This window comes from Parapusillimonas sp. JC17, assembly GCF_052180245.1.
Classification (GTDB): Bacteria; Pseudomonadota; Gammaproteobacteria; order Burkholderiales; family Burkholderiaceae_B; genus Parapusillimonas.
The window spans coordinates 3,664,429-3,687,606 of record NZ_CP197474.1; the positions used below are offsets into that span (position 1 = coordinate 3,664,429).

Below are 23,178 nucleotides of genomic sequence, written 5' to 3' on the forward strand. Positions count from 1 at the left end.
TTTGCGTCCCACGCGTCATGACCGAAGCGCGACCGTCACGGCCGGGCCGAAGGCTTCCTCGACCGTTTGCACCTGGCCCATATGCCGGGCATCATAACCTGTGAGTTGCCGAACGTAGCTACGATACTGCTCGCTGTTCATCAAGTTTAGCAAGCGCTGCATTCGCGCGGTTGCCAGTGTGTCGCGATGCACGGCGAAAAAATAGCGTTCCTGGACCAGGGGCAGGAAAGCCAGGCCGCAACGCCATGCGGCCGTCTCGACACCGATTCCGGCATCCGCCATGCCGCTGGCAATGTGCGCCGCGATCGCCATGTGCGTGAACTCGCTGGTTTCGAAACCCTGCACCCGCGCCGTGTCGATGTTCAGGCGCTCCAGCATCAGGCTGATCAGGAATCGCGTGCTGGATCCTATCTGACGATTGACGAAACGCACATCGGGATTCACGAGATCGGCAATCGAACGTATGTTCTTGGGATTGTCCGGACGCAGGAACATGCCGGTATTGCGTACGGCCAGATGCACCAGGCGATGCTTGTCCGGATCCAGCCATGGCGCATAGCGCAGCAGAATGGGCAGTTCGAAATCGCCTTGTGGCACCTGGAAACCGGCCAGGTCGCAATCTCCGCCGTCCAGAGACGCCAGCGCCTCGATTGCCGTGCGGTACCGCAGTTCCAGAGGCGCCATGTCCATGCCGTTGGCCATCTGCATCAGCCCTTCCACCGCGAAACCGTGGCTGGCGTGCAGGCGCAGCCGCGGCTGGCTCTCGGGGAACAGACGTTCGAGCTCTTCCTGCAATTCGGACGCCATGCTTTCCAGCGTCGGCGTCAAGCGCGCATCGACGCGCCGGTTGGCCCAGATCAGATGCTGGCCGAAAGGCGTCAGCTTGGTGCCCTGCCTCCGCGAGGTCTCGATGAGGGCTGTCTCGAATTCCTGCTCCGCCTTGCGCAAGATGCCCCATGCATGGCGATAGGACAGCCCGCATGCCTTGCATGCCCCGGAAATATGCCCCGTTGCGTCGATGGCGGACAGCAACCGCAATACCTCGCTCAATGACAGCAAGCTGCCATCCGGCCGCTCCAGCATCCATTCCGAGTTCAAACGCGCCCTGAATTTATGACCCATGCCTGCCAGCTTCCTTGCCAATGCGGCCGCGGTGGCGGCTTGAGCGCGGAAGATCTCCTTATATGTCTTTAATTTCCTATTGAACAGCTTAGCTTTACTGTGTAGATTACATGAAATTGCCAATCAACATATGAAAATTAAAACATATAGGCTGACTTAAGCCACAGCCAGACCAAGGAAGTCCAACATGCATACGCCGACACACGCGGGCGAGTTCGAACCATCGGCCTCGACTGTGGAAGCCATCACCCGGCAAGCCATTGCACGCTACGAGGGAGTGCGGGGAAATCTGCTGCCCGTCCTGCATGCCATCCAGCATGCCCTGGGCTGTATTCCGGCCAGTGCCGTTCCGGTGCTGGCCCAGGCCCTCCAATTGTCCCGGGCGGAAGTCCACGGCGTCATCCGTTTCTATCCCCATTTCCGACAGACGCCCGCGGCACCGGTCAGGCTGGAAATCTGCCGGGCCGAGTCCTGTCAGGCCATGGGCGCCAATGCGCTTGCCGACCACGCCCGCCAGCGGCTGGCTTGCGGCTTCAACGAAACCTCGCCGGACGGCAAGGTCACTCTTGAGCCCGTTTACTGCCTGGGCTTGTGCGCCCAGTCGCCCGCCATCATGATCAATGGGCAGCCGCATGCCCGGGTCACCCCTCAGAAGCTGGACCGCCTCCTGGGAGCGCAAGGATGCCGACCATGAGCACCGCCATCACCGTCTTCGTACCCATGGATACCGCCGCGGTCGCGGTGGGCGCCAACGACGTCGCCCTTGCCCTGCAGGCGGAAGCCGACACGCGCGGGCAGCGCATCAAGCTGGTGCGCAATGGCTCGCGCGGCCTGCTGTGGCTGGAGCCGCTGGTGGAGATCGACACGCCGCAGGGGCGCATGGCCTATGGCCCCGTCGATCCCGACGACATTCCCGGCCTGTTCGACGCAGGCTGGCTGCAAGGACACGATCATCCTCTTGCACACGGCCTGACCGAAGACATTCCCTACCTGAAGAACCAGGAGCGCCTGACGTTTGCACGGGTCGGCATCACCGACCCTCTGTCGCTGGACGACTATCGCGCCATGGGCGGATACGACGGCCTGCAGAAAGCACTCGGCATGGCCCCTGAAGCCATCGTCGCTGAAGTGACCGACTCGGGCCTGCGCGGCCGCGGCGGCGCGGCCTTTCCCACGGGCATCAAATGGAAGACCGTGCTGGAAACGGCGGCGCCGCAGAAGTACATCGTCTGCAATGCGGATGAGGGCGATTCCGGCACCTTCTCCGATCGGATGCTGATGGAAGGCGACCCCTATGCGCTCATCGAAGGCATGACCATCGCGGGGCTGGCCGTGCAAGCCACGCATGGCTACATCTATGTGCGTTCCGAATACCCCATCGCCATCGCCGTGCTTGAAGCCGCCATACAGCGGGCGCGGCAGGCGGGCTGGCTGGGCACCGACATCCAGGGCTCCGGCCGCGGCTTCGATCTTGAAGTGCGCTGCGGCGCGGGCGCGTATATCTGCGGCGAAGAAACCTCCCTGCTCGAAAGCCTGGAGGGCAAGCGCGGCCTGGTGCGCGCCAAACCGCCGCTGCCCGCCATCGCGGGGCTGTTCGGCCAACCCACCGTCGTCAACAATGTGATCTCGCTGGCCACGGTCCCGGTCATCCTGGCGCGCGGCGCCGGCTACTATCGCGACTTCGGCATGGGCCGCTCGCGAGGCACGCTGCCATTTCAACTGGCCGGCAACATACGGCATGGCGGCCTGGTCGAAAAGGCCTTCGGCATCACGCTGCGCGAACTGCTCCACGAGTACGGTGCCGGCAGCGCAAGCGGCAGGCCGTTGCGGGCGGTACAGGTCGGCGGCCCGCTGGGCGCCTACCTGCCCGAATCCCTATGGGACGCACCGCTGGATTACGAAAGCTATGCGGCGGTCTCGGCCATGGTGGGCCATGGCGGCATCGTGGCATTCGACGATGCGGTCGACATGGCCGAAATGGCCGAATACGCCATGGAATTCTGTGCCATCGAATCCTGCGGCAAATGCACGCCGTGCCGCATCGGATCGACTCGCGGCGTCGAGGTCATCCACCGCATACGCAACAATGAACAGCGCAGCGAACAGCTCATGCTGCTGCGCGACCTCTGCGACACCATGCTGGCGGGCTCGCTCTGTGCCCTGGGCGGAATGACGCCCTACCCCGTGCTGTCCGCACTGGACCATTTTCCCGAAGATTTCGGCCTGCCCGCATCCGCGGCCTCAACGACACAGCCCGCCTGACGGAGACACCCATGCTGGAAACCATCTTGAAACGCGAACGCGATCTCGGCACGCCACCCTCGACGGATACCCGCCTGGTGCGCATCGTCCTGGACGGCCATGAGCTGGATGTCCCGCAAGGCACATCCGTCATGCGTGCCGCCGCCGAGGCCGGCGTCAATATTCCCAAGCTGTGCGCGTCAGACAACCTCGAAGCCTTCGGCTCATGCCGGCTTTGCCTTGTGCAGATAGAAGGCCGGCGGGGCTATCCCGCATCCTGTACCACTCCGGTGGAAGACGGCATGGTGGTATGGACGGAAACACCCAAGCTGCGCGAATTGCGGCGCGGCGTCATGGAACTGTACATATCGGACCACCCGCTGGATTGCCTCACCTGCCCGGCCAATGGCGACTGCGAACTCCAGGACATGGCTGGCGTGGTCGGCCTGCGCAATGTGCGCTACGGCTACGACGGCGCCAATCATCTCGATGACGCCATCGATGATTCCAATCCTTATTTCACCTACGATCCGTCCAAGTGCATCGTATGCAGCCGCTGTGTCCGCGCCTGCGAAGAAGTGCAAGGCACTTTCGCGCTGACGATCGCCGGGCGCGGATTCGACTCCCGCGTCGCAGCGGGCCAGGAAGACGATTTCATGTCCAGCGACTGCGTGTCCTGCGGCGCCTGCGTACAGGCCTGCCCCACGTCGACGCTCATCGAGAAATCCGTGATCGAAATGGGGCAGGCCGAGCATGCCGTCGTCACGACCTGCGCCTATTGCGGCGTCGGCTGCGCCTTCAAGGCGGAAATGAAAGGCCAGGAAGTCGTGCGCATGGTTCCCTGGAAGGACGGCAAGGCCAACCACGGCCACTCCTGCGTCAAGGGCCGCTTTGCGTGGGGCTATGCCACGCACGAAGACCGCATGCTCAAGCCCATGATACGCAAGCACATCTCCGATCCATGGCAGGAAGTCAGCTGGGACGAAGCCATCTCTTACGCCGCTTCGGAAATCCGGCGCATCCAAGGTGCATACGGCCGCGACGCCGTGGGCGGCATCACGTCTTCCCGCTGCACGAACGAGGAAACCTATCTCGTGCAGAAGCTCGTGCGCGCCGCCTTTGGCACCAACAACGTCGACACCTGCGCCCGCGTCTGCCACTCGCCCACCGGCTATGGGCTCAAGACCACGCTGGGGGAATCCGCCGGCACGCAGACCTTCGATTCGGTCATGCACACCGACGTGGTGATCGTCATGGGCGCCAATCCCAGCGCGGCCCACCCCGTCTTTGCCTCGCGGCTGAAAAGCAGGCTCAGGCAAGGCGCCAGGCTGATCGTCATCGATCCGCGCCGGATCGAGCTGGTGGACTCGCCCCACATCAAGGCCGACTTCCACCTTCCCGTGCGGCCTGGCACCAACACCGCCCTGCTTACCTCCTTGGCGCACGTCATCGCGACCGAAGGCCTGATCGATGAAGCCTTCGTTGCAGAGCGGTGCGAAACCGCGGCCTTCCAGCAATGGCGCGATTTCGTCTCGCTGGCGGAGAACTCGCCGGAAGCCATGGAAACCATAACCGGCGTGCCCGCGAACGACGTGCGCGGCGCCGCCCGGCTCTTCGCCACGCAAGGCAACGGTGCCATCTACTACGGGCTGGGCGTCACCGAACACAGCCAGGGATCCACCACTGTCATGGCCATCGCCAACCTGGCCATGGCCACCGGCAATATCGGCCGCGAAGGCGTGGGTGTGAATCCCCTGCGCGGGCAGAACAACGTGCAAGGCTCTTGCGACATGGGGTCCTTCCCCCACGAGCTGCCGGGATACCGCCATATCTCGGACGACACCGTCCGGGCGCAATTCGACCAGGCCTGGGGCGTGCGCCTGCAGCCCGAGCCGGGGCTGCGCCTGCCCAATATGTTCGACGCCGCACTGAGCGGCTCCTTCAAGGGCATGTATTGCCAGGGCGAAGACATCGTCCAGTCCGACCCCAACACCCAGCACGTCGCGGCCGCCCTGGCGGCCATGGAATGCGTCATCGTCCAGGATATCTTCCTGAACGAAACCGCCAAGTATGCGCATGTCTTCCTGCCCGGCTCTTCTTTCCTGGAAAAGGACGGCACGTTCACCAATGCGGAAAGGCGCATCTCGCGCGTGCGCCAGGTCATGGAACCCAAAGCCGGCCTGGCTGACTGGGAGGTCACCTGCGCCCTGTCCAACGCCCTGGGCTACCCCATGGACTACGCGCACCCCAGCGAGATCATGGACGAGATCGCAAGGCTGACGCCCACTTTCGCCGGCGTCAGCTTCCGCAAGATAGACGAGCTTGGCGGCAGCCTACAATGGCCATGCAATGCCGATGCGCCGGATGGCACGCCCATCATGCACGTGGACGAATTCGTGCGCGGCAAGGGGCGCTTCATGATCACGAAATACGTGCCGAGCGACGAACGCAGCACCCGCAAGTATCCCTTGCTGCTGACGACCGGCCGCATCCTGTCGCAGTACAACGTGGGCGCCCAGACGCGCCGTACGCCCAACGTGATGTGGCATGGCGAAGACCTGCTGGAAATCCATCCCCACGACGCCGAGGACCGCGGCATCCGCAGCGGAGACCTGGTGGCCATCCAAAGCCGCGCCGGCGAAACAGCGCTGCGCGCCGAGGTCACCGACAGAGTCCAGCCCGGCGTGCTCTACACCACCTTCCATTTCCCCGAATCGGGCGCCAACGTCGTCACCACGGACAGCACCGACTGGGCAACCGACTGCCCGGAATACAAGGTCACCGCCGTTCAAGCGCGCAAGGTTGCCGAACCGTCCCGCTGGCAGCAGGGATGGACGCGTTTCGACGAGGTGCAGCGCCAACTGCTCGATGGCGGCCAGGATCAACAGCCGCCCCCGGTTTCGGCCTCGCCGGCTCAGGCCCCGCAGCCTGAGCCCGTACCCGCGGCGCAGGAATGAGCAGGCATGGACGCTGAACAAGCTTCTGCTCCCCAGGCCCGGCACGGCACCGAGGCCGGCGCGCACCGTGCGTATGAGGTCCGGCGCGGCTCCGCCAACGGGCTGGAGGCAGCCGAAACCGACCAGATCGCCGCCGAGGTTCCCATTGCGCTCGAATACAACGGCATCAGCCACGCCACGGTGCTGGCTTCGCCCTCCGACATCGAGGACTTTGCCTATGGTTTTTCCTTCACCGAGGGCGTGATTGCGCGCGCGTCGGATATCTACGATCTTGAGATCAGCCAGCGACCGGAAGGCATCGTGGTCCAGCTCGAGATCGCAAGCGCCCGCCTGCATGCGCTCAAGCAAAGACGCCGCAATCTCGCCGGTCGGACCGGTTGCGGACTGTGCGGGATAGAAAGCCTGAGCGAAGTCCGGCGGACGCTTGCCCCCCTTGAGCCCCCCGCCGCCACTTTGACCAGGCAGGCGGTCAACACGGCGGTCATGCAACTACGAAGCCGGCAACCGCTGCACGTGCTGACCGGCGCCAGCCACGCCGCCGCCTGGGCCGATTGGCAAGGCCGGCTGGACGATGTCCGTGAAGACGTGGGGCGGCACAATGCGCTGGACAAACTGATCGGCCATCTGCTCAGGAACGACCGCCTCGGTGCGCCGGGCATTGCCGTGATCACCAGCCGGGCAAGCTTTGAAATGGTGCAGAAGGCCGCTGCGGCAGGCTTGCGTGCGCTGGTTGCGATATCGGCCCCGACCAGTTATGCGATAGACGTGGCCAATGAGCTGAATGTGATGCTTGCCGGCTTTGCCCGAAACGAAGGCTTTACCGTCTACAGCCATCCTGAAATGCTGGACGACACAGACGCAGGGAGACTGACGTGAACAATATTGAACATCTTATCCGCTTGGCGAACCGGATCGGTGCGTTCTTCGAAGCCATGCCGAACCGTGCCGAAGGCCTGGAAGGCATCGCCAATCATATACAGAAATTCTGGGAGCCGCGCATGCGCATTGCCATGTTGAACTTCCTGGAAAGCACCCCGGATGGCCGGGCCGCCGGCACCGCCTTGAGCGACATAGCCCGCACGGCGATCGAGCAGAATAAGGAGCGCCTGCGCCCGCGGGCGCAGGCCTGATATGGGTTCAGACCCCGTGCGGGGCCTGACCCCGCCCGCCTATTCGACTTCCTTGACGCGATAGACCAGCACTGCGGTCTTGGCGAGGCTGAGCACCTTGTTGGTGACGCTGCCCAGCAGCAAGCGCGACAAGCCGCTACGGCCGTGGCTGCCGATGAAAATGAGTTCGCAGCCTTCTTCTTCGGCCGCCTGGACGATGCCGTCGGCGACATTGAAATTGGACACGGCCTTGCCCCTGGCCTTCACGCCCGCCGTATCGGCGCGATCGAGAACGGCCTTGAGGTATTTCTGGGCCTGTTCCTGCGCGGTCTTATCGTAGTCTTCGTCGGTGATGGCGTAGGCGGCCGCCATGCCGTCGAACCCCACCGTTGCGGCGAAAGGCTGTGTGACATACAAGGCCACGATTTCGGCGCCGATTTCACGAGCGAAGCAAACGCCCTTGTTTGCCGCCTGCGCCGACAATGCCGAACCATCGGTTGGAATAAGTATTCTCTTGAACATGATTTGCGCCCTTGAGGGTTATCAGATGAGGAAGCTTAACCGGAATCCCCTGGAAAATATAGGAGGGATTTTCACTGATAATTGACGCATATCAAAGCGATTTGGCGGCACGATAAAGGTGAGTGCAGCGCGTGCCGGTTCTGCAATAGGCCAGCACCGGAGCCGGCAGGGTGTCCAGCAATTGCGCAAAGCGCTCGACGTCGTCGGACGTCATGGCACCGCTGACGACCGGCTGATATTCCACCGCCAGTCCGGCCGCACGCGCCGCGATCATGACATCGGCCGCCACGGGCTGATCCGGCCCGCCTTCCAGGTCGGGACGATTGATGATGACGCTTTTGAAGCCTGCATCGGCCACTGCCTGCATGTCTTCCGGCGCGAGCTGGGGCGCCACGGCAAATGTGTCGGTAAGGGAATTGATGGGTAAGGACATGAATGACTCCTGATGTATATACTGATGTCTCTATCGAGGAAAATAGTATGTCCAGCGTCCCCGCCAAGCAAGTCCCTTCTGCCTCTTCGCTTGCAAGCCGTTTCACCGATGCCGCGCACGCCATCGTACGCGACGCCACTCCAAGCGACATGGAAGCCGTCCAGCGCATCTACGCATACCATGTGCTGCACGGCACCGCCACCTTCGAAGAGCAACCTCCCGACGTGCAGGAAATGCAATCCAGGCTGGCTCAGGTGCGCGAGCTGGGCACGCCATGGCTGGTCGCCGACCTGGACGGCCAAATCGTGGGCTATTGCTATGCGGCGCTGTACCGGCCGCGCGCCGCCTATCGCTACACCCTCGAAGACTCCATCTATCTGGCGGAAGGCCAAACCGGCAAAGGCTTGGGCAAAGCGCTGCTCGCCGCCTTGCTGGAACGCTGCGAACAGGGCCCCTGGCGGCAAATGATCGCCGCCATCGGGGGTACGAACAATGTCGGCTCCATCGCCCTGCATCGCAGTCTGGGTTTCTCGCACGCCGGCACGCAGGCGGCCACCGGCTATAAATTCAAGCAATGGATAGACGTCGTTTTCATGCAGCGCGCGCTGGGCGAAGGCGGCAGCACTCCGCCCAGCGCCTGATGCCGGGGCGGGGTCAGACCCCGTACGGGGTCTGACCCCAAGGTTGCGGATGGGGGTCTGACCCCAAGGTCGTGCGTGCATGGGGTCAGACCCTATCGGGTCTGACCCCTCACAATTCGCGTCAAGGGGTCAGACCCCATTTGGGGTCTGACCCCAAGCTAAGCCGGTTCACCGCCAGCCACTCCGCCATCTCGTCGCTCTTCAGCACATCGAATTCGGCCCGGCGCTGCTTGCCCACCTCGTCGCCCGGAATCGTGCGTGTTGCCGGGTGGCACATCATCAAATCGCCGTCTTCCGCTCCCGCAAGCCAGCTTTGCAGCAGGCCTGCGTAGACTGTCCGCCCCCCCTGAAAATCGTAGACACCTAGAAAACGGCGGTTCATGCGAAACCCCATGCCGCGCGCCCTGCCCGCGAAGGCCCGGGCCCCCAGAAGACCGATGATTCCTGCCTTGACCCGCAAGCCCATTGGCACACCATTCATTTGCCCCGTCCGGGTATAGCGCAGCCAGGGCAGCCTGCCGCCATACCTTTGCGCCAGCGTGCGCAACAACGCGTCCCGAATGACTGGAAACTGATGCACATGCTGATGCCCATCCACGAAATCGGGCGGACCGCCCAACGCGGCCTCGAACGCATCCAGCTGCCTGGCAATTTGCGCGTCGACCTGCGCCGCGGGCAGGCGCCGCAACCAGGCCTTGAGGATCAGCGCGGAAACCGGCATGTGCACCACGGTGCTGCCGATGGATTCGGTAAAGTTCAGGTGCAGGCCCAGTTGCAGGCCTGATGCTCGCAAGGCGGATGCGTGGCCGGAAAAGCCGGGGCCTTCCGCCAGGCAACTGGTGGCATTGAGGCGACCCAGCCCGGCAAGCTGCAGAATGGCTTCGTCCGCAGCCGGGTCGATGCCGAAATCGTCGGCGCAGATAACAATATGCTTGCGGTCGGGGAAAACGCCTTCTTGCGCCGGCCTACTCATTGACGACGTTCATCGTGTCGGAACGCCTGGGCCGCAAAGGGCTGACCAGTGCCGAGGACGCCTGCACGGCGGACTGCCGGCCCACGCCAAGGCCTTCGCGGCGCCGCACCAGATACACGGGCCGGTTCTTGACCTCGCCGAAAATGCGGGCAATGTATTCGCCCAGCAGACCAACGGAGATGAGCTGCACCCCCGCAAAAAAAAGCACCACGGTGATGAGCGTGGTCCAGCCCTGGACGGGATCGCCATACATCAAATGCTTGATGACGATGTACAGCCCATAGGAAAAAGAAAGCAGGGACAGGAAACAGCCGCAGATGCTCAACAGCCGCAAAGGCCAGGTCGTGAATGCGGTGAGGCCGTCGACCGCGAAGCGGAACAGCTTGAAGGGCCGGAACGTGGACTTTCCGTACAGGCGCTCGGGTGGCGAATACATCATGGGCTCGGACTGGAAGCCCACCCAGGCAAACAGCCCTTTCATGAAACGGTTGCGTTCGGGCAGCTGCAGCAAGGCATCGACGACCGCGCGGTCCATGAGGCGGAAGTCCCCGGCGTTCTCGGGTACCTGCATGCCGCCCGGGGTGCGCATCAGCTTGTAGAAAATACGCGTGCCCACCCGCTTGAAGACGGATTCATCGGCACGGGAAGCGCGTACCGCATAGACCATTTCCACGCCGTCGCGCCAGCGCTCCAGCATCTTGGGAATCAATGCCGGCGGATGCTGAAGATCGGCATCCATGCACACCACCACCTGCCCGACGGCGGCCTCCAGCCCTGCGGTGAGCGCGGCTTCCTTGCCGAAATTGCGCGACAATTGCACGTAGACGATCTGGGGATGGCGCTGCGCCCACTCCTGCATGGCGGCCGGCGTGGCGTCGGTACTGCCGTCGTCCACGACGATGATCTCGTATTCCGCAACCAGGGGTTGAAGAACCGCCATCAATGCCGGCAACAACACATTGAGATTCGCGCTTTCATTGAGGCACGGAACGACGCAGCTCAAGGTAAGGGGTTTTGAATGGGAAACAGGCATGGGCGGAAAGCAAAAGGCCGGATGGAAAACCAGGCAGCCACGATATTTTTTCAAAACGTGACAATACTTGATCATAACTTAGACCCGCGCCATTGTGTCGTTTTAGCGGTTTCGCAGCGTCTTTCCGTTGACGCGAAGACACATTTTTTATAAGATTACTTTTAAATTCATCTTTATGCGGCAACGCCGCTTCTTCCTTTTCCCGCTTCCAGGATTCCACACTCCATGAGCCGTTCCGACCTCACCACTGAAGAAGAGATCACCACCCTGGTCCACCGATTCTATGAAAGGGTGCGTGCGGATCCCACGCTGGGCCCGGTGTTCGACGCCCATATCCATGACTGGGACACGCATCTGGCGATCATGGTGCGATTCTGGTCGTCCTTGTTCCTGGGTTCGGGCACATACAGCGGCACACCCATGCCCAAGCACATCGCGCTGCCGGACCTGAATGCAGAGATGTTCCGCCACTGGCTTGCCCTCTTTCATGAAACGACGATCGAGCTTCCCAATCGCGTTTTCGCGGAAGAAGCGGAAAAATTCGCGCATCGCATCGCACGCAGCCTCTGGTACGGATACCAGATCAACAACCACCCGAATCGCCTTCCCACGGAACTCCATCATGGCTGAGCTTCTTTCCATTTCCGAACCCCGCAAGCCACGCCCGGACAAGCCTGATCTCACCGCTTTCCTCAGCCTGGGATTCCGGCCGCTGTATATCGCCGGTTGCGCATGGGCCCTGGTATCCATCGGCATCTGGATCTACGCGCCTCAATGGCTGTCGATGCCATTGGGCGGCGTCGCCTGGCATGCCCATGAAATGCTCTGGGCCTTTATCGGCACCATCGCCGTGGCTTTCCTGCTCACCGCCAGCGCGACCTGGACCGGCTTCAACCCCTTGAAAGGATGGCCGCTTGCCGGCCTGACTGCGCTGTGGCTGATCGCCCGCATCGGCTTTCTCGCCGGCGGGGAAACCGCCTTCCATATCGCCTGCGCCAGCGAGCTCGCCTTCTATCTGATCAGCGCCGCCTGCCTGATGCGGGTCATGATCAAGGGTAAAAGCCGGCGCAACTATGGCGTGCCCTTCATGCTGCTGGCACTGGGCATTGCCGATGCCCTGTTCCTGCGCGCCACGCTCCGGGGCGACTACATTGCGCTCATGCAGCATTTCGACCTGGGCCTGCTCTGCATGGCCATGATCGCCCTGCTCATTGCCCGGCGCGTCATTCCCTTTTTCTCCATGCGCATGGTTCCCGGGCTGGAAATTCCGATGCTGGTGCGCAGCGGCCATGTGCAGCTCGTTCTCAGCGCCGCGGCTATCTTGCTGGGCCTGGCCGGACAAGGCAAAGCCATGGGCGCGGCGCTTTTCGTGGTCGGGCTGGTGAGCCTCTGGCAACTGGCGCGCTGGAAACCGCTCGCGGTGCTGCATAAGCCCATGCTGTGGATTCTTTACCTGGGCTATGGCGCCATGGGCATCGGGCTGATGGTCGCAGCCGTGCAACTTGGCGGCCTGAGTACCGGCGTCTTGGCGCGAAACGCCGCGCATGTGCATCTTATCGGCATGGGCGGCTTCGCCGTCCTGATCATCGGCATGCTCACGCGGACCGCATTGGGACACCTGGGCAGACCCCTGGCGCTGGACGGCAGCATGCTTCTCAGCTATTACCTCATGATCGCCGCGGTGGTGCTGCGCCTGGCCGCCCTGTGGCCGTCGAGTGCGACCTTGCATCTCCTGCATGCCGCCGCGCTGAGCTGGATCGCCTGCATGGGGCTGTATCTGTGGCGCTTCGTACCCATGCTGATACGGCCACGCTATACGGCGCCGGTCCCGCAACCGGCGAAGCCGGCCGGCGCTCCGCTCGCGTCCAACATCCGTTGAACAAGGTTCCATCCCATGCGCCTCACCACCATGACCGACTACGCCATGCGCATGCTGATGTATGTGGCGCAGCACCCCGACCGCCTATGCACGATTGCCGAAATCGCCCGGTACTACGATGTGTCCGAGCCGCACCTCATGAAGGTCACGCATCGGCTCGCCCAGCATGGCTGGCTGGAGACGCTGCGCGGAAAGCATGGCGGCATGCGGCTGGCCCGTCCGCCCGAAGAGATCAACCTGGGCGCCATCCTGCGCGACATGGAAAACGATTTTGCGCTGGTGGAATGCCTGGATGACGGCAGCAGCCGCTGCATACTGTCGGATCGCTGCGGTCTGACCGGCGTGGTACAAGGAGCGCTGCAGCAGTTCCTGCGCCACTTCGAGCAATACACGCTGGCGGACATCATGCCGGGTCCTCCGGCCGCCTCGGCGCCTTTGGCGCAATACGTGAAACTGGCAAAAGACGTATACAGCCCCGCGGATCAGGGCTCGAAATAGCGCAGCAATTTGATCAGCTCGGGACGCACGGCCCGTAGTTCGTTCAAATGGGCGGTAGACAGTATCGCCAGCTTGCGCTCGGCCAGGGTGGTCAGCGCGACCCGCACGCGGCGCCGATCAGCCGGGTCCCGGAAACGTTGGACGAGCTCCATGCGGACCAGACGATTGATGAGCTCGACCGCGCTGTGATGCCGGATGAGCAATTGCGCGGCAATATCGCCCACGTTGGGCGACTTATCGTCGACGCTCATCGCCTTGATGATGAGCAGCGCCTGATGCTGTTGGGGCATCAGGCCGGCCTTCATCGCCGCCTCTTCGCTGAAGGCCGAAAACCGGCGCAGCGCAAGCCGAAAAGTCGCAAGAGCTTGGTAATCGGCCGGCGTGGGATTGCCGTCCGGGCTCCTGGAGGGGTTGTTGTACGACGTCATCTCAGGCCAGGTCGCAACGCACCGTGATGGGATGCGCACGCAGGACCGACATGACGGTGTCGTCCACCGTGCCTTCAACATCGGTGATCACATAGCCGATCTGGCCACGCGTCTGGAGCTGCTGGCTGGCAATGTTGAGCCCATGCTCGGCCATCATGTTGCTCAGGGTGCCCATCGCGCCGGGCAGATTGCGGTGTACGTGCAGTATGCGCGCCGCGCCCGCTACCGGCTGGTAGGGAATTTCAGGGAAATTCACCGCCCCTTTGGTGGTGCCGCTGAGTACGAAGCGGGCAAGCTTTTCGGCCACTTCCCGGCCGATGTTCTCTTGTGATTCCTGGGTGCTGCCGCCGATATGGGGCGTCAGGATAACGTTGCGCTTGCCGATGAGCGGGCTGGCGAGGGGTTCGTCGACGCTTTTGGGCTCGACGGGGAACACGTCGAGCGCGGCGCCCGACAGGTGGCCCGAATCGAGCGCGGCGCACAATGCGTCGATGTCGACCACCGTGCCGCGCGAGGCGTTGATGAGGATGGCTCCGCGCTTCATGCAAGCGATTGCGGCGGCGTCGATGATGTTATGGGTGCTCTTGCCGCCCGGCACATGCAACGTGACCACGTCGGCCTGCGTCAGCAGTTTCTTCAGCGAGGTCATGGCGCGCGCATTGCCCAGCGGCAGCTTGGCTTCGATGTCGTGGAAAATCACCCGCATGCCCGCGGCCTCGGCCAGCGTACCGACCTGGGAGCCGATGTTGCCATAGCCGATGATGCCCAGGGTCTTGCCACGGGCCTCGTAGGCGCCTTCCGCTGTCTTGTCCCAATGGCCGTGATGCACCCGGTCATTCTTTTCGGGTATGCGGCGCAGCAACAAAATAGCCTCGCCCAGCACCAGTTCCGCCACCGAGCGCGTATTGGAGAACGGCGCGTTGAACACCGGCACGCCGTGCATCATGGCGGACTCCAGGTCCACCTGGTTGGTGCCTATGCAGAAGCAGCCGACGGCCCTGAGATCCGGCGCTTCCGCCAGCAAGGCCGCATCGAGGTGCGTGCGGGACCGGATGCCGACGAGATGCGCGCCGCGCAAGGCTTCGCGCAGCGCGTCGGGAGGCAGCGAGGAGGCGTGGGTGACGATGTCCTCGAAGCCTGCCGCGTTGAAGACTTCCCTTGCGCTGGGGTGAATGTTTTCGAACAAAACGATGCGCGTCATTGAATATCCCGACTGACAATAAAGGCTTTATTGTGGACCATTTTAGGACGAAATACTCGTGAACCCATCGCGCAAGCAGGGATTAGTGCAACGCAACATCAACGACCATCCAGCGGAGGCGGGCTCAGACCCCATACGCAGTCTGAGCCCTGGTTTGAGCAATGCGGTCAGAATCCCACGGCCTGCCCGTCCCGCCGCCCGTCGCTGGCCGCCACATAGCCGTGCTCGTTGTCGGTTTCAGACATGCGCCAGATGAACTGGCCTGCGCCGAAGTCCATGTAGGGATCATCCACTGAATGCAGCTGATGGCCCAGGGCGCGCAGGCCTTCGGCCACCGGCCTTGGAATGGTCGACTCCAGGTCCACGGAGAAGTCGCGGTTGACTTTCCACCGCGGCGCGCAGCATGCGGCTTGCGGCTGCTGATCGTAATCGATCATGCGGATCACCGTCTGCATATGGCCTTGCGGCTGCATGTCGCCGCCCATGACGCCGAAACTCATGACCGGGCTGCCGTTGCGGGTCAGGAAACCCGGGATGATGGTATGGAAAGGCCTTTTGCCGCCGTCGACGACGTTCGGCGAAGCCGGGTCCATCGAGAACCCATAGCCCCTGTTCTGCAGGCTGATGCCGGTGCCGGGCACCACCACCCCCGACCCGAATCCCATGTAGTTGGACTGGATGAAGGAAACCATCATGCCTTTCTCGTCGGCGGCGGTCAGGTATATGGTGCCGCCTGCATGCGGACGGCCCGCCTGGAAGTGCGTGGCCTGGTCCAGGCGTATGAGTTTGGCACGGCTGTCCAGGTAGTTGTCATCCAGCATTTGCTCCGGGGTGACGTCCATGCTGCGCGGATCCGACACGTAGCGATACAAGTCGGCGAAGGCCAGTTTCATGGCTTCGATCTGGATGTGCTGCGACTCGACCGAGTCGACAGGGATATTGCGCAAGTCGAAGCGTTCCGCGATGCCCAGCGCGATGAGGGCCGCGATGCCCTGTCCGTTGGGAGGAATTTCGTGCAGCGTGTAGCCGTGATAGTCGCGCGAAATGGGCTCGACCCATTCCGGCTTGTAGCCGCGCAAGTCTTCCAGAGTCATGGCGGCGCCGCACTCTTTGCTGAAGGCGGCGATTTTCTCGGCCAGCACACCTTCGTAGAAGTCCCGGCCATGCGATTGAGCGATGCGGCGCAAGGTATCGGCCGCGTCCTTGAAGCGGAAGTACTCGCCGATGCGCGGCGCCCTTCCCTGCGGCATGAAGGCCTGCGCATAGCCGGGCTGGTCCTTGAGCTCGTCTGCCGCCCGGCTCCATTTTCCTGCCACAATGGGCGGAACGGCGTAGCCGCGCTCGGCGATTTCGATGGCCGGCTCGAACAGATCCTCGAAGGGCAATGTGCCGAACTTGCCGTGCAGCGCGGCCCAGCCTGCAACGACGCCGGGTACCGTGACCGTGTCCCAGCCACGCATGGGCCTCTTTGCCAAGCCGTCGGGGCCGACGCCGTACTTGCGCTTGAAATACTCGACGTTCCAGGCTGCGGGAGCGACTCCGGAGGAGTTGAGGCCGTGCAGCTTCTTGCCATCCCAGAGTATGGCGAAGCAGTCGCCGCCTATGCCGCATGACACGGGCTCCACCAGCGTGATCGTTGCCGCGGCGGCAATGATCGCGTCAACGGCGTTTCCGCCACGCAGCAGCATGCGCAACCCGGCCTGCGCGGCCAAGGGATGGGAAGTGGACACCACATTGCGCGCAAAAAGCGGAATACGAGGCGTGGGATAGGGATTGGACCAGTTGAATTCTTTCATGTGCGGAAAAAACGACGAAGGCAAAACGTCTAAGCTACTATCAAATGCGAATTAGGGCAATTCACGAAGGGTCGAAGGGTCAGACCCCGAACGGGGTCTGACCCTGGAACGGGCTGCCGGACAAAAAGATGCGGGGTCAGACCCGTGGGTCTGACCCCTGGTACACACTGCCGGACAAAAAGATATGGGGTCAGACCCAAGGGTCTGACCCCGGCCCCCTCGAAACCATTGCCGGATGAAGGAAAGGGGTCAGACCCCGTTCGGGGTCTGACCCCCCACTGAATCAAGTGCCAGGAAAGCCCGGGATGTCGACCCCCGGCGGCAGGACGCCGATGATGTCTATGGGACTGGTACCGTAGAGCTCCTCCCACACCAGGTTGATGAGGGCGGTAGGATCTTTCAGGCCCGTGCCGTCCGGATTCAGGTTGGACGGATCCAGCAGGCCCGATTCCAGGATCTTGGTCTGCAGGTTCTGGATCATCCCGGTAATGCCCGGCCCCAGCCACGCCGGCAGCACGAAATCCTGGCCGGCGAGGGCATGGATGGGAATCACTTGCCAGCCGGTTGGTGCAATGAAAGTCGGAAGAAAAGGAATGACGTCACCCAGGCGCTCTACCGCCGCTTGCAGGTTTCCATTGGCAATGGCGGTGGAGAATATCGGGTCCTGCGCGAAATCGGACAGATTCACGCCGTTGCCCAGGTCGCGCGCCTCGGCAACGCCGTGCTGCAGAAAATGTTGCGTCGCCGAAATCTGGCCCTGTTGCACGGCCTCGCGCACATCGGGATTCGCGTCCAAGTAGGCTTGCACGTCGAACAAAGGACTGAAGTCGCGGGTTTCATTCGCGCCGAACGACATGAAATGCTGGACGACGGACGCGGCGCCGGTTGAAACGGCCTGAGCCACGTCCGGATTCATCGCCAAATAGTATTCGGCGTTGAACAACGAAAATGGTGAACGGCCTTCGGCCATGCCGTACTGCTGGAAATGTTCAACCGCCGTGATCCAGCCTTGCTGGACGGCTGCGGCGACGTCGGGGTTGTGCTTCAGGTAAAACTGCGAATCGAATAAGCTCAGTGCAACCATGAAATAATCTCCAATGAGCGCAGCGCGCGGCTTGCGTTCATAAAATGATGAGTCAGGTAAATTCGTTGCAATGGCTGCTGTCAGCCACGAGCGGATTGCTGGTTCTTGTTCTTGCCTCCTGTTTTTATTATTGATTCTGGCGCTTCTTCAGCACGCTGCCCTATGGTGGGCAGCGTGGCCGTTTCAGTCGTCCGGCTATAGAATAACCAAACATTTCAGGACAATACAAGATTTTTTATGAGGCAAACTACTCGAAAGTGAATTGCTCGAGCGTGCAAACGTCGTTGTCCTCGCTGACGACCTCTTCTCCGTCCGAAAACTTGCCCAGAAAATCGAACTTGCAAGCGCCCGTGCCATCGTTGATGTTGATGACGATGGACTGGCCGGACTTGAGCTTCTGTCCGGAAATGATGTTTTCCTCCCAGTCGGTGGTAGAGGCGCGTGACGCATGGAAAGCCACCAGCGTGACGCCGGTCTTGTTGACGATTTCGACGCGGCGGTCGGCTGCGGTTGCGACACCGGTGGTCAGCGTCGTGCCGGCAACGGCTGTGAAGAGCAAGAGCGAGCGGAATTTAGACATAAATACTCATGAATGGGTTGTTACGGAGGCTGTACGGCGCTTACGCCCGCATGGGCCGTCGCGCAGCCCGCAATATTACGGACCATCGCGCGTTTGCCATATCCCTGAAACTGGGTATTTCGGCCTAAAATGCTGCGCCATACCTCGGCGGCCGTTGTTCGCCTGTAGAAAATTGAATGAGCCCCAGGCATGAGCACCGCTACACTTCCCTTCCTTGACATCGCCCTGCCGGCTCCGGTGCTGGTCGTGGAGGACGAACCGCTCCTGCAATTGCGCTTGCGCGGCATTTTGCTGCAATTGGGCTATTCACCCGACGCGCTGGTATTTGCAGCCTCGCAGGCAGATGCCCGCGCATGCCTGGCCCATCAGCCGGTAGCATTGGCGCTGATCGACTTGATGCTGCCCGACGGTAGCGGGCTGGCCCTGATCGAGCAAATTCGCGCCGACAATCCCAGCCTGGGAATATTGGTGATTTCAGCCTGGAGCACCGAAGAATCCATTCTGAGCGCGCTGCGCGCCGGCGCCACGGGCTATGTGCTCAAGGAGCGCGATGATATCGAAGTGTCCATGTCGATCCGCAGTGTGTTGCGCGGCGGAGCGCCTATCGACCCTTTCATCGCGCGGCGCATACTGGAATTGCTGCCGATTCCCGCCAGGCCGCCGGCCATGGCACGAGGCGAAGCGCTCAGCGAGCGCGAAGAACAGATTCTGCGACTGGTCGCGGATGGCCTGACCAATCGTGAAATCGCCGAGCAGCTGTTTCTTTCACGCTACACGGTGGAAAGCCACATCAAGCGCATCTATCGCAAGCTGGCCGTATCCTCGCGCACCATGGCGGTACGCACGGCGCGGGAGCGCGGGGTCATTGAGTGAGGACGCAAATGGCCGGCTGGTGGCTGATCCTTTTGTGGGGGCTGCTGGCAGGCCTTCCCGCCTGGGCCGGGCCAGCCACCGCCGCCGATGCCTGCGCGCCACGGATACTGGCAACGAGTGCAGCCAGGGAAGATCCATCGAGCCGCGGCGCACCGACCAAGGATTGGGTATCGGTGACACTGCCCGACCTATGGGCACGCCGCTGGCCCGGCCACGATGGCGCGGTGTGGTACCGCATCGATTGGACGCGCGACTGCGATAGCACCGGCGGCGTCGCTCAGAAAGCAGGCCTGGGGATCGATGGCATCAGCATGGCCGGCGAGGTCTATATCAATGATGAGCATTTGTGGAGCGACATGTCATTGGTGGAACCGCTATCCATGAGCTGGAACATGCCGCGCTGGTGGATCCTGCCGGAGTCCGCCTTGCGAACCGGCGTGAATACAATCTGGATTCGCACAGTTGGCCGCCCCGACCTGTCACCAGGACTGGGCAGGCTGCGGCTGGGACCCGCTGCACAGGTCCAGGACGCTCATGCACACAGCTTCTGGCGCCAGCGCACGGTCCACTATATTACGCTGGGCTTGTCGAGCGCCCTGGGCGGGGTATTCCTGGTGGTGTGGTGCATGCGCCGCCGCGAACGTGCCTTTGGCTGGTACGCGGCGATGTCCCTGTGCTGGGTGCTGTATCTATCGACGATGCTGGCCGTCACTCCCTGGCCTTTGTCCGATACCTTGTCCTACTCTCGCTTGAACAACATGGCCTTTCTGTTGTACGTGCTGTGCTTCTGCCTGTTCACCTGGCGGTTCAGCGGCCAGCATCTGCCTCGATTGGAACGGTCGCTGTGGATGGCGACCATGGTGGGCTTGCTTGTCTCGCTGCTGGCGCCGCGACCCATCATCGAGCTGTCCTGGGGAGCCTTCGTGCTGATCTTCCTGGCCAATTGCGCGCAGTTCCCGTTCCATGCCTGGCGAACGCGCAATCCACAACATGTGTTGCTGGCGCTCTGCTGGCTGGTGTTTCTGGTCGTGGGAGTGCACGACCTCGCGGTGCTGCTCAGTGGATGGCGCGCGCACGATATGTGGGGAGCGGTCACCAGCTTGGTCACGGCGATATTCATGGCCCTGCTTTTGGGTGGACGGCTCGTCGCGGGCATGCAGCGTATCGAATCATTCAATCATGAGCTGGAAGCGCACGTCGCAGGTGCCCGCGCCGAACTGGCCGACGTCCTGCAACGGGAACATAAACAGGCGCTGACTCATGCCATGCTGCAGGAACGCATGCATATCGTCCACGACTTGCACGACGGCCTGGGCGGCAGCTTGGTGCGCAGCATGGCCTTGGTGGAACAAGCACCGCAGCCTTTGTCCAATGAACGCATGCTGTCTCTGCTGAAGCTGCTGCGCGACGACTTGCGGCAAGTGATCGACCACGGATCCAGCGCCGGTGCAACGGTGCCGGCTACCCCTGTGCAGTGGGCCGCCCCCTTGCGCCATCGTTTTACGCGCTTGTTCGACGAGATGGAAGTAAGGTCGAGCTGGGCAGTCGATGAGCGCTGGCGCCATCCGCCCAACGCGCTGCTATGCCTGGGACTGACGCGGCTGGTGGAAGAAGCACTGTCCAATGTCATCAAACACAGCCGGGCCAACCATGTCAGCGTAACGTGCGCCCAGCCGGAAGCCGGCCGCCTGCACTTGGTGATCGCAGACGATGGCGTGGGTTTCGACGTGGCGGCAGTACGGAGCGCTGGATTGAGCGTAGGCATGCGCAGCATGGCTGCGCGCATGGAGAGGCTAGGGGGCACATTCGAAGTGGAGTCGGGAGCCGAAGGAACGGTGGTGAGCGTAACGGTGGCGTTTGACGCCTGACACCCGAGCACTCACCAGCTTGCCTGACGAGCCAGCACGGACTCCGCGGTTTCACCCGTCAAGGCCCGGTATACGGATGCCGCCGTCGCGCCTTCGGTATTGATCATCAGCACGCTGGAATGCTCATCCAGTCCGGCCTGTCCAGACAGCTCCGCACTCTGGCGCAATACCCGCATGGCGGCAAGCCCGACCACTCCGGACTCCCCGGCGACAATGGGGATGTCGCGCCGGCTCCCCCTGGCCAGCATGCGCATCGCCTCGACAGCCTGATCGTCTTCGATCGTCATGAAATGATCAATGGCTTGTGCCAGGAACTTCCAGGCCAGGGGCGAGGCCTCGCCGCAAGCCAGACCCGCCATGACGGAATCGACCGTGCCCGTGGCTTTGGCTGGTTTCCCCTGGATCGCGCTCTGCAGGAGGCAATCGGCCTGCGCCGGCTCGACCACGATGAAGCGCGGCCGGTGCCCGCCTTGGTATTCCCATAGATAACTGGCGATACCGGCCGCGATGCCACCCACGCCGCCCTGCAGAAAGACGTGCGTGTAGGGTCCTTTATTCCCAGCCCGGATTCCGGCCTGCGTCACGAGCTCGGCGGCGATGGTCCCATAGCCCTGCATCACATCGCAGGGGATTTCTTCATAGCCTTCATAGGATGTATCGGAAACGACTTGCCAGCCATTGGCGTCGGCCAGGCGGGCCGCTTCCTCGACGGAGTCGTCGTAGTTTCCCTGGATGCGCACGATACGCGCGCCGTATCCCGATATGGCATCTTCCCGCTCCTTGCTGACTTGCGCATGCAGCACGATCACGCAGCGACAGCCCGCGTCGCGCGCCGCCGCGGCCAACGCACGGCCATGGTTGCCGTCCGTAGCGCTGATCACGGTATGGCTCTTGAGTTGATCCGCGTAACGCCCCGAGAACACGGCGGCGGGATCCAGGCCCGGAAACTGACGCAGGATCCAGCGCAGCAGCGCGATCGGCGCACCCAAAGCCTTGAAGCTGCCCAGGGGCGAGCGCACGGATTCGTCCTTGACGCTGAACCGCGCCACCTTCAGTTGTGCCGCGATATCGGGCAGATCGTACAAAGGCGTTGCCGACGGCGCAATTTCCTTCCACTGATAAAGCCAGCGGCGGCTCTCTTCGGCGCGCTCGACGTTCATGAGGGATTGCAGGTCCGCAGGATAGGACCCGCGAGCGGCGCGTTTATTGGTGATCAACATGGGTTCCTCGAAATATGCCTTGAAGGGAAACGGGTACCGAAATAATATTCGCCATACCTTCATGAATTTTCTTGAAATCAACGCTTGAAGTTGTACTTTTTACTGATATTCGGGCATTACCCGGCACGGATTTCAAATGACGATAAAGCTCGACGCCTTCGACCGCCTGCTGCTCTCGGCCATACAGCACGACGTCCGCACGGCGCAAAGCGAACTTGGCCAGCGTGCGAACCTCTCGACCGCGGCGGTGAACCGCCGCTTGAAAATCCTTGCAGGCGCAGGCGTCATAGAAGGCTACACCGCTCGCCTCAATCCCAAAGCCCTGGGCTATCCCCTGACCATCATCGTCGAGGTCCAGGTCGAAAACGAGCGCCTGGATCTTCTTCAGGAAATGCAGCGCAGCTTCAAAGCCTGCCCCCAGATCCAGCAGTGCTACTACGTAGCCGGAGAATGCGACTTCGTGCTGGTCTTCCTGGTCCGCGACATGGAACAGTACGTGGCGCTGACCCACACGCTGTTTCACGACAACAACAACGTCAAGTCATTCAAGACCCTCGTTGCGATGGACCGCGTCAAATGCGGGATGGACGTGCCCGTGGAGCTCCAGGGTCAGACCCCGTACGGGGTCTGACCCTAGACGTTGATCGGTAGGCAGCGCGTGCATAGGTCCAGCGTTGCGCTGCTCCTCCAGTCGATCCAGCACTACTAGATTGTGGTCCG

The 23,178-nt window shown here is 62.2% G+C and carries 24 protein-coding genes; 12 read left to right on the forward strand and 12 right to left on the reverse strand.

The features are described from left to right. Positions 1-15: 15 nt before the first annotated feature. Positions 16-1,122, reverse strand: a complete 1,107-nt coding sequence (locus tag ACSBPU_RS17745) for a substrate-binding domain-containing protein (protein WP_442593151.1) — start codon at positions 1,120-1,122, stop codon at positions 16-18. A 187-nt stretch (positions 1,123-1,309) separates the two neighbouring features. On the opposite strand from ACSBPU_RS17745, the gene ACSBPU_RS17750 reads away from it, so the two are divergent. Genes ACSBPU_RS17750 through ACSBPU_RS17770 form a run of 5 tightly spaced genes read left to right on the forward strand, consistent with a single transcriptional unit; the run spans position 1,310 to position 7,450 of the window. After that, on the forward strand, positions 1,310-1,816 hold the full coding sequence (locus tag ACSBPU_RS17750) for a formate dehydrogenase subunit gamma (protein ID WP_442593152.1): 507 nt from the start codon (positions 1,310-1,312) through the stop codon (positions 1,814-1,816). Then, complete coding sequence (locus ACSBPU_RS17755) at positions 1,813-3,384, forward strand: formate dehydrogenase beta subunit (protein ID WP_442593153.1); 1,572 nt, start codon at positions 1,813-1,815, stop codon at positions 3,382-3,384. Before ACSBPU_RS17750 ends, ACSBPU_RS17755 begins: the two co-directional genes overlap by 4 nt. An 11-nt stretch (positions 3,385-3,395) precedes the next feature. Beyond that, positions 3,396-6,320 (forward strand): formate dehydrogenase subunit alpha, encoded by a 2,925-nt coding sequence (gene fdhF, locus ACSBPU_RS17760; RefSeq protein WP_442593154.1) that lies wholly within the window; start codon positions 3,396-3,398, stop codon positions 6,318-6,320. 6 nt (positions 6,321-6,326) lie between these two features. Then, positions 6,327-7,196, forward strand: a complete 870-nt coding sequence (gene fdhD / locus ACSBPU_RS17765) for a formate dehydrogenase accessory sulfurtransferase FdhD (RefSeq protein ID WP_442593155.1) — start codon at positions 6,327-6,329, stop codon at positions 7,194-7,196. Continuing rightward, complete coding sequence (locus ACSBPU_RS17770) at positions 7,193-7,450, forward strand: formate dehydrogenase subunit delta (RefSeq protein WP_442593156.1); 258 nt, start codon at positions 7,193-7,195, stop codon at positions 7,448-7,450. The genes fdhD and ACSBPU_RS17770 overlap by 4 nt, the downstream gene beginning before the upstream one ends. A gap of 39 nt (positions 7,451-7,489) precedes the next feature. On the opposite strand, the gene ACSBPU_RS17775 is transcribed toward ACSBPU_RS17770, so the two are convergent. After that, entirely contained in the window at positions 7,490-7,951 is a 462-nt protein-coding gene (locus tag ACSBPU_RS17775; protein ID WP_180066665.1) for a universal stress protein, read from the reverse strand. Between the two features lie 91 nt (positions 7,952-8,042). Continuing rightward, positions 8,043-8,384, reverse strand: coding sequence for a TIGR01244 family sulfur transferase (locus ACSBPU_RS17780; protein ID WP_180066667.1), 342 nt, complete (start codon positions 8,382-8,384; stop codon positions 8,043-8,045). A 47-nt stretch (positions 8,385-8,431) separates the two neighbouring features. On the opposite strand from ACSBPU_RS17780, the gene ACSBPU_RS17785 reads away from it, so the two are divergent. Continuing rightward, complete coding sequence (locus ACSBPU_RS17785) at positions 8,432-9,025, forward strand: GNAT family N-acetyltransferase (protein ID WP_180066669.1); 594 nt, start codon at positions 8,432-8,434, stop codon at positions 9,023-9,025. Positions 9,026-9,146: 121 nt separating this feature from the next. On the opposite strand, the gene ACSBPU_RS17790 is transcribed toward ACSBPU_RS17785, so the two are convergent. Genes ACSBPU_RS17790 through ACSBPU_RS17800 form a run of 3 tightly spaced genes read right to left on the reverse strand, consistent with a single transcriptional unit; the run spans position 9,147 to position 11,251 of the window. Further along, positions 9,147-9,998 carry a ChbG/HpnK family deacetylase gene (locus tag ACSBPU_RS17790; RefSeq protein ID WP_442593157.1) on the reverse strand — a complete coding sequence of 284 codons (852 nt, stop codon included), beginning with the start codon at positions 9,996-9,998 and terminating at the stop codon, positions 9,147-9,149. Further along, on the reverse strand, positions 9,991-11,031 hold the full coding sequence (locus tag ACSBPU_RS17795) for a glycosyltransferase family 2 protein (protein ID WP_442598405.1): 1,041 nt from the start codon (positions 11,029-11,031) through the stop codon (positions 9,991-9,993). Before ACSBPU_RS17795 ends, ACSBPU_RS17790 begins: the two co-directional genes overlap by 8 nt. Then, complete coding sequence (locus tag ACSBPU_RS17800) at positions 10,973-11,251, reverse strand: hypothetical protein (protein WP_442598558.1); 279 nt, start codon at positions 11,249-11,251, stop codon at positions 10,973-10,975. The genes ACSBPU_RS17795 and ACSBPU_RS17800 overlap by 59 nt, the downstream gene beginning before the upstream one ends. A gap of 5 nt (positions 11,252-11,256) precedes the next feature. Here ACSBPU_RS17800 and ACSBPU_RS17805 point away from each other — a divergent pair, with 5 nt between their 5' ends. The 3 genes from ACSBPU_RS17805 to ACSBPU_RS17815 are packed head-to-tail and all read left to right on the forward strand — an operon-like array spanning position 11,257 to position 13,408. Then, complete coding sequence (locus tag ACSBPU_RS17805) at positions 11,257-11,661, forward strand: group III truncated hemoglobin (RefSeq protein ID WP_442593159.1); 405 nt, start codon at positions 11,257-11,259, stop codon at positions 11,659-11,661. Next, on the forward strand, positions 11,654-12,910 hold the full coding sequence (locus ACSBPU_RS17810) for an NnrS family protein (RefSeq protein WP_442593160.1): 1,257 nt from the start codon (positions 11,654-11,656) through the stop codon (positions 12,908-12,910). Before ACSBPU_RS17805 ends, ACSBPU_RS17810 begins: the two co-directional genes overlap by 8 nt. A 15-nt stretch (positions 12,911-12,925) precedes the next feature. Next, entirely contained in the window at positions 12,926-13,408 is a 483-nt protein-coding gene (locus tag ACSBPU_RS17815; protein ID WP_442593161.1) for an RrF2 family transcriptional regulator, read from the forward strand. Here ACSBPU_RS17815 and ACSBPU_RS17820 read toward each other — a convergent pair. The 5 genes from ACSBPU_RS17820 to ACSBPU_RS17840 form a co-directional block, all read right to left on the reverse strand. Then, complete coding sequence (locus ACSBPU_RS17820) at positions 13,393-13,836, reverse strand: MarR family transcriptional regulator (RefSeq protein ID WP_180066683.1); 444 nt, start codon at positions 13,834-13,836, stop codon at positions 13,393-13,395. The genes ACSBPU_RS17815 and ACSBPU_RS17820 overlap by 16 nt on opposite strands. A gap of 1 nt (position 13,837) precedes the next feature. Beyond that, positions 13,838-15,037: a phosphoglycerate dehydrogenase gene (gene serA / locus ACSBPU_RS17825; protein WP_180066684.1), complete on the reverse strand. Its 1,200-nt coding sequence runs from the start codon at positions 15,035-15,037 to the stop codon at positions 13,838-13,840. Between the two features lie 167 nt (positions 15,038-15,204). Then, positions 15,205-16,833: a gamma-glutamyltransferase family protein gene (locus ACSBPU_RS17830; protein WP_442593162.1), complete on the reverse strand. Its 1,629-nt coding sequence runs from the start codon at positions 16,831-16,833 to the stop codon at positions 15,205-15,207. A gap of 283 nt (positions 16,834-17,116) precedes the next feature. Then, complete coding sequence (locus ACSBPU_RS17835; RefSeq protein WP_442593163.1) at positions 17,117-17,917, reverse strand: hypothetical protein; 801 nt, start codon at positions 17,915-17,917, stop codon at positions 17,117-17,119. Between the two features lie 247 nt (positions 17,918-18,164). Continuing rightward, positions 18,165-18,497, reverse strand: a complete 333-nt coding sequence (locus tag ACSBPU_RS17840) for a hypothetical protein (protein ID WP_442593164.1) — start codon at positions 18,495-18,497, stop codon at positions 18,165-18,167. A gap of 189 nt (positions 18,498-18,686) precedes the next feature. Between ACSBPU_RS17840 and ACSBPU_RS17845 the strand changes: the two genes are divergently transcribed. Both ACSBPU_RS17845 and ACSBPU_RS17850 read left to right on the forward strand, forming a co-directional pair. After that, positions 18,687-19,370, forward strand: a complete 684-nt coding sequence (locus ACSBPU_RS17845) for a LuxR C-terminal-related transcriptional regulator (protein ID WP_442593165.1) — start codon at positions 18,687-18,689, stop codon at positions 19,368-19,370. An 8-nt stretch (positions 19,371-19,378) separates the two neighbouring features. Then, entirely contained in the window at positions 19,379-21,238 is a 1,860-nt protein-coding gene (locus ACSBPU_RS17850; protein WP_442593166.1) for a sensor histidine kinase, read from the forward strand. Positions 21,239-21,249: 11 nt separating this feature from the next. On the opposite strand, the gene ACSBPU_RS17855 is transcribed toward ACSBPU_RS17850, so the two are convergent. Beyond that, positions 21,250-22,458 (reverse strand): diaminopropionate ammonia-lyase, encoded by a 1,209-nt coding sequence (locus ACSBPU_RS17855; protein WP_442593167.1) that lies wholly within the window; start codon positions 22,456-22,458, stop codon positions 21,250-21,252. Between the two features lie 136 nt (positions 22,459-22,594). Here ACSBPU_RS17855 and ACSBPU_RS17860 point away from each other — a divergent pair, with 136 nt between their 5' ends. Beyond that, the gene (locus ACSBPU_RS17860; RefSeq protein WP_442593168.1) at positions 22,595-23,089 is read left to right on the forward strand and encodes an Lrp/AsnC family transcriptional regulator; all 495 of its coding nucleotides are present in this window, start codon (positions 22,595-22,597) and stop codon (positions 23,087-23,089) included. Positions 23,090-23,178: the final 89 nt, after the last annotated feature.

Excerpts from the sequence above, each read along its gene's own strand:
- ACSBPU_RS17745 (WP_442593151.1), bottom strand. The coding sequence starts at position 1,122 with ATGGGTCATAAATTCAGGGCGCGTTTGAACTCGGAATGGATGCTGGAG.
- ACSBPU_RS17750 (WP_442593152.1), top strand. The coding sequence starts at position 1,310 with ATGCATACGCCGACACACGCGGGCGAGTTCGAACCATCGGCCTCGACT.
- ACSBPU_RS17755 (WP_442593153.1), top strand. The coding sequence starts at position 1,813 with ATGAGCACCGCCATCACCGTCTTCGTACCCATGGATACCGCCGCGGTC.
- fdhF (WP_442593154.1), top strand. The coding sequence starts at position 3,396 with ATGCTGGAAACCATCTTGAAACGCGAACGCGATCTCGGCACGCCACCC.
- fdhD (WP_442593155.1), top strand. The coding sequence starts at position 6,327 with ATGGACGCTGAACAAGCTTCTGCTCCCCAGGCCCGGCACGGCACCGAG.
- ACSBPU_RS17775 (WP_180066665.1), bottom strand. The coding sequence starts at position 7,951 with ATGTTCAAGAGAATACTTATTCCAACCGATGGTTCGGCATTGTCGGCG.
- ACSBPU_RS17780 (WP_180066667.1), bottom strand. The coding sequence starts at position 8,384 with ATGTCCTTACCCATCAATTCCCTTACCGACACATTTGCCGTGGCGCCC.
- ACSBPU_RS17785 (WP_180066669.1), top strand. The coding sequence starts at position 8,432 with ATGTCCAGCGTCCCCGCCAAGCAAGTCCCTTCTGCCTCTTCGCTTGCA.
- ACSBPU_RS17790 (WP_442593157.1), bottom strand. The coding sequence starts at position 9,998 with ATGAGTAGGCCGGCGCAAGAAGGCGTTTTCCCCGACCGCAAGCATATT.
- ACSBPU_RS17795 (WP_442598405.1), bottom strand. The coding sequence starts at position 11,031 with ATGCCTGTTTCCCATTCAAAACCCCTTACCTTGAGCTGCGTCGTTCCG.
- ACSBPU_RS17805 (WP_442593159.1), top strand. The coding sequence starts at position 11,257 with ATGAGCCGTTCCGACCTCACCACTGAAGAAGAGATCACCACCCTGGTC.
- ACSBPU_RS17810 (WP_442593160.1), top strand. The coding sequence starts at position 11,654 with ATGGCTGAGCTTCTTTCCATTTCCGAACCCCGCAAGCCACGCCCGGAC.
- ACSBPU_RS17815 (WP_442593161.1), top strand. The coding sequence starts at position 12,926 with ATGCGCCTCACCACCATGACCGACTACGCCATGCGCATGCTGATGTAT.
- ACSBPU_RS17820 (WP_180066683.1), bottom strand. The coding sequence starts at position 13,836 with ATGACGTCGTACAACAACCCCTCCAGGAGCCCGGACGGCAATCCCACG.
- serA (WP_180066684.1), bottom strand. The coding sequence starts at position 15,037 with ATGACGCGCATCGTTTTGTTCGAAAACATTCACCCCAGCGCAAGGGAA.
- ACSBPU_RS17830 (WP_442593162.1), bottom strand. The coding sequence starts at position 16,833 with ATGAAAGAATTCAACTGGTCCAATCCCTATCCCACGCCTCGTATTCCG.
- ACSBPU_RS17835 (WP_442593163.1), bottom strand. The coding sequence starts at position 17,917 with ATGGTTGCACTGAGCTTATTCGATTCGCAGTTTTACCTGAAGCACAAC.
- ACSBPU_RS17840 (WP_442593164.1), bottom strand. The coding sequence starts at position 18,497 with ATGTCTAAATTCCGCTCGCTCTTGCTCTTCACAGCCGTTGCCGGCACG.
- ACSBPU_RS17845 (WP_442593165.1), top strand. The coding sequence starts at position 18,687 with ATGAGCACCGCTACACTTCCCTTCCTTGACATCGCCCTGCCGGCTCCG.
- ACSBPU_RS17850 (WP_442593166.1), top strand. The coding sequence starts at position 19,379 with ATGGCCGGCTGGTGGCTGATCCTTTTGTGGGGGCTGCTGGCAGGCCTT.
- ACSBPU_RS17855 (WP_442593167.1), bottom strand. The coding sequence starts at position 22,458 with ATGTTGATCACCAATAAACGCGCCGCTCGCGGGTCCTATCCTGCGGAC.
- ACSBPU_RS17860 (WP_442593168.1), top strand. The coding sequence starts at position 22,595 with ATGACGATAAAGCTCGACGCCTTCGACCGCCTGCTGCTCTCGGCCATA.